4 protein-coding genes are annotated in these 4,851 nt (G+C 44.7%); all 4 read right to left on the minus strand.

Annotated features, from left to right (window positions below; all coding sequences use genetic code 11):
• Positions 1 to 85: 85 nt before the first annotated feature.
• Complete coding sequence (locus QZ327_RS14040) at positions 86 to 1,408, minus strand: V-type ATP synthase subunit B (RefSeq protein WP_294620314.1); 1,323 nt, start codon at positions 1,406 to 1,408, stop codon at positions 86 to 88.
• A gap of 99 nt (positions 1,409 to 1,507) precedes the next feature.
• Positions 1,508 to 3,262 (minus strand): V-type ATP synthase subunit A, encoded by a 1,755-nt coding sequence (locus QZ327_RS14045; RefSeq protein ID WP_294620316.1) that lies wholly within the window; start codon positions 3,260 to 3,262, stop codon positions 1,508 to 1,510.
• Positions 3,263 to 3,280: 18 nt separating this feature from the next.
• Positions 3,281 to 4,120 (minus strand): DUF2764 domain-containing protein, encoded by an 840-nt coding sequence (locus QZ327_RS14050; protein ID WP_294620318.1) that lies wholly within the window; start codon positions 4,118 to 4,120, stop codon positions 3,281 to 3,283.
• 15 nt (positions 4,121 to 4,135) lie between these two features.
• Positions 4,136 to 4,726, minus strand: coding sequence for a hypothetical protein (locus QZ327_RS14055; RefSeq protein WP_294620320.1), 591 nt, complete (start codon positions 4,724 to 4,726; stop codon positions 4,136 to 4,138).
• Between the last annotated feature and the right edge of the window lie 125 nt (positions 4,727 to 4,851).

A 4,851-nucleotide genomic window follows, 5' to 3' on the forward strand; every position in this document is an offset into this window, starting at 1 on the left:
TTCTTATGCTCCTAATGCTAAAAACAACTGCCTTCTAATTGATAACCCTATCAATTTTCATTACGCAGCTTTAATTTTTTAATTATTAATTTCCAGACCAATACTGGTCTACAAGTTCTTTCTTGATGTTCACCTCTTCCGGACGGAAATACTTACCGAACAGATTCCATGCCACATCAAGCATTTCTGTGGTGTCGAGGTTCACGTCAATGGCGAGCAACTGATTGGAGTAATCCTTGGCAAAGGCAAGGGTACGTTCGTCATAGTTCGTCAAATCGAAACCGTTTTCAAGCTTGGTCTTAGCGTTGGCGGCATCGGCGTACAGACGTACAGCTGCGTTCATTACCTGCGGATGGTCCTTGCGGGTCTTCTTACCGGTCACGAGCTGTTTCAGACGAGACAACGAACGGAACGGGTCAACGATAACCTTACCGATATCGCTGTCACGGCGAAGGAACAACTGGCCCTCGGTTATATAACCTGTATTATCGGGCACGGCATGTGTGATATCGCCACCGGACAACGTGGTCACGGCAATAATCGTAATGGAACCACCGCTTGGGAATTGCACCGCCTTCTCGTAAATTTTCGCCAAATCCGAATACAGAGAACCTGGCATAGAATCTTTCGAAGGAATCTGATCCATACGGTTGGACACGATGGCGAGTGCATCGGCATAGGAAGTCATGTCTGTAAGCAATACCAATACTTTCTCATTGTTGTTCACCGCAAAATACTCGGCGGCAGTAAGCGCCATGTCCGGAATAAGCAGACGTTCCACAGGCGGGTTCTCAGTCGTATTCATAAAGCTGACGATACGATCGAGCGCACCGGCATTGGAGAACACGTTCTTAAAATAAAGGTAATCATCGTTCGTCATACCCATACCACCAAGAATAATCTTGTCAGTCTCCGCACGCAGTGCCACATTTGCCATCACTTGGTTAAAAGGCTGGTCGGGATCGGCAAAGAACGGAATCTTCTGCCCTGACACCAGCGTATTATTCAGGTCGATACCCGCAATACCTGTCGCAATCAGTTCGGAGGGCTGTTTACGACGCACCGGATTTACGGACGGACCACCGATTTCCACTTCTTGACCTTCAATAGCCGGACCACCATCAATAGGATCACCGAAAGCGTTGAAGAAACGTCCGGCAAGTTGATCACTCACTCTGATTGTAGGAGCCTTGCCCAAGAATACCACCTCTGCATCGGTAGGAATGCCTTCAGTGCCCTCGAAAACCTGCAAAGTCACATCGTCTCCGGCAATCTTAACCACCTGGGCAAGTTTACCGTTTACGGTTGCCAACTCGTCATACCCTACCCCCGTGGCTTTCAACGAGCACGTGGCTTTCGTAATCTGAGTAATCTTGGTGTATATTTTCTGAAATGCTTTTGTTGCCATTTACTTTTATTATTTACTCCCTACGATCGTAGCACATATTTTGTCTCCGACACATAGGAACATTGACAATTTTACTATTTTACTATTAAAATCTTCCTCTCAAGCTTTACGTTCTACTACCAATTCCTGCAACTGTTTATAGAAACCCTCATACGCTTCCGACTTGAACTTCGCGTAGTTCATCTGTTTGCAGATATTAATCATCTTCTTGAAGTAATCCATTACCTCGTTGAAGTTGTCGAACTCAAACTCCGTATGGCAGATGTCAATCACCATATTCAGAATCTCTTCCTGACGCTCCATCGGAGTAACGGCATCGATCTCGTCGAAAGCATCTTGTTGCAAGATAACAAAGTCTATCAACTCCGACTTCCAGAAAATCACGTGATACTCTACAGGCACGCCGTCATCACCGAGGATATTGATTTGCTCCGCAATCTCCTTACCACGTTGCAGACGGGTCTTGACCTCGTTCACCTTACCAATCCATTCGCTGTTGATACGTCTGGATATATATTCCTCAAACTCGGGATATTCAATATATTTGGAATAAGAGTCAATTGGGTTTACGGCAGGATAACGCTTCTTATCCGCACGGTCCTGTTCAAGGGCATAAAAGCAACGTGCCACTTTCTTCGTGTTTTCGGTCACAGGTTCTTTCAAGTTACCACCGGCAGGAGATACCGTACCGATAAACGTAATGGAACCCGTCTCGCCGTTATTCAGCACCACATATCCGGCACGACCATAGAAGTTGGAAATAATGGAAGACAAGTCCATCGGGAACGCATCCGGACCAGGCAATTCTTCCATACGGTTAGACATCTCACGCAATGCCTGCGCCCAACGGGAAGTAGAGTCAGCCATCAGTAACACTTTCAATCCCATGCTGCGATAGTATTCCGCAATCGTCATTGCCGTATACACGGAAGCCTCGCGGGCTGCCACCGGCATATTGGAAGTATTCGCAATAATGATAGTACGCTCCATCAACTTACGTCCTGTATGCGGGTCGACCAATTCGGGAAACTCTGTAAAGATTTCTACAACCTCATTAGCACGCTCACCACAGGCGGCAATGATTACGATATCGGCTTCCGCTTGTTTGGAAATGGCATGCTGCAACACTGTCTTTCCCGTACCGAACGGACCGGGGATAAATCCCGTACCACCTTCCACTATCGGATTGACGGTATCAATCACGCGCACACCCGTCTCCAGCAATTTGAACGGACGCGGTTTCTCCTTATAGTTCACCATGGCACGTTTCACAGGCCATTTCTGTATCATATTCACTTCTATGTCGTTACCTTCCTCATCGGTCAACACAGCAATTGTATCCTCAATACAGTAATCACCTTCCGCTACTACAGATTTCACAGTGCATACACCCTTCTGCTCAAAAGGAACCATGATTTTCAGTGGCTGAAAGTTCTCATCCACCTGCCCCAACCATGCGGCGGCTTCCACCCGGTCGCCTGCCTTTGCCAAGGGTACAAAATGCCATTTACTCTCCTTATCCAGCGGATATGTATATTGTCCGCGTTTCAGGAAAACACCATCCATTTTATCAAGGTCGTTTTGCAGACCATCATAGTTCTTAGAAAGCATACCGGGACCCAACGTTACCTCAAGCATGTGTCCGGTAAATTCAGCTTCGGCTCCCACTTTCAGTCCACGAGTGCTTTCAAACACCTGCACATAGACCTGAGTGCCTACCACTTTAATAACCTCTGCCATCAATCTGTCTCCACCGGTCGAGATATAACATATCTCATTTTGTGCTACGGGACCATCAACGACAAGAGTTACCATGTTGGCTATCACACCACTAACAGTTCCTTTTGTTGTCATATAATTATCTAATTTATTTTATCTGAATTCTGCGGGTATTTGTACATCGTCCTTTAATGCAGCAATAATGCTGCGGAACAACTTGTTACCCTTTTCTTTATCCAACGTAATCCAACGCTCTATCATCTCAAGCTGCAACAGGAAAACAAACAGGCGCTCCACCGTGAAATAATCGAAGAAAGTAGCTTCTTCCATCCAATCCCATCGCAATTGATCTATCTTTTTCTCCCGTTCCACCAACTGTTCCGTCTCACTGATTTTCACCAGCCGGTCCAGCCACTCCACTTCGTCACCCAACCCGAAATCACGGGCAGCAGATGTACGCAAAGCTTCGCAAACATCCGTATTTCCTACTATTAACGGAGCCACATCCATCTTATACTTCCGCGCCGTCAATGCCACCAGTATATTATTAATCAATAGATTAAAACTAAACCATGCAGAGACAAAACTATTTCTGCATTTCATGGCATAGTCATAATAAAGCGCAGCCAAACGGTCTTCGCACAGAAAACCGTCTTCAACAGACCGACTGAAATATTCGGAAATAAAAACAGATAGGTAAGACGGGAACAAACAATCAGGCACCTCACTGCCTTCTTTCAGCAATGCGATATACTCAGCCAATTCTTCCGCCGAGTAGTTACCCCGCAGGTCAATCGCTGCTTCTTTGTCTTTCAACAAATTCAAGACATTGACGTTGTCGAATTGAAGATAAAACAAGTCTATCAACTTTTTATCCTCCTCAGACAGAACTGGATACAATTCCGTCTTGAAATCAGCTACCGTATAGCTCAATTTGCTATCCTCTAAAGTGAGTTCCGGCAAACCGGCTACCAAGTAATAATAGTTACTCATAATCCTGTGGAAAGTTTAAAACAGCATTTCCACTAATTGCGGACGCAGGAATTCTTTGAAATAATTCATAAATTCTTCTTCACCAAAGTTTACTTTGTAAGAACCATCAGCGGGCGAAACCGAGAAAAGCGACTTGCTTCCATTCACCTGTTCAATCTTCACTCCTTTATCCAATACCTCTTTCGCCTGAGCAATGAAATACTTTTTCAAGTCTTCCGCGTCCGTTGTAGAGATTACGATAGGCTCGTTTGTACTCCACTTGGATGCCAATGCCACGATGAACGCGTTAAGAAAATCTTTGTTTGCAGCAAAAGCTTTCACATCAGCATTCACAATCTTATCCGTCACCAAAGTAGCAATTTCAGATTTCAAAGCATTCACAGCCTGACCAGCAAACAACTTCAACTCTGATTTGGTATTCTCTGCCAGTTCATCGGCAGCTTTATGGGCAGTAGCCACAATAGTATCGGCTTCTTTCTGCGCATTCTCTACGATTTTTCCGGCTTCTTCCTGAGCTCTTGCGATAAGTTTGCGGGCTTCTTCGTTACCTTTTTCCACTCCTTCACGATAAATCTTATCGGTCAGCTCTTGAATTTTGTTTTCCATATTTACAGGAGTTATTATATGATTTATTACAATATTAATTGCATGATTTTTCTCATTCCTTATTAGATTCACGCCAAAATTACGAAAAACCATTTGATATCAAACAAGAACAATGAAAAAAAAAT

The sequence above is a fragment of the uncultured Bacteroides sp. genome (assembly GCF_910578895.1).
In the GTDB taxonomy this organism is placed as follows: domain Bacteria; phylum Bacteroidota; class Bacteroidia; order Bacteroidales; family Bacteroidaceae; genus Bacteroides.

Bases quoted from the DNA above. Each gene is read 5' to 3' on its own strand.
- QZ327_RS14040 (WP_294620314.1), bottom strand. From the start codon at position 1,408: ATGGCAACAAAAGCATTTCAGAAAATATACACCAAGATTACTCAGATT.
- QZ327_RS14045 (WP_294620316.1), bottom strand. From the start codon at position 3,262: ATGACAACAAAAGGAACTGTTAGTGGTGTGATAGCCAACATGGTAACT.
- QZ327_RS14050 (WP_294620318.1), bottom strand. From the start codon at position 4,120: ATGAGTAACTATTATTACTTGGTAGCCGGTTTGCCGGAACTCACTTTA.
- QZ327_RS14055 (WP_294620320.1), bottom strand. From the start codon at position 4,726: ATGGAAAACAAAATTCAAGAGCTGACCGATAAGATTTATCGTGAAGGA.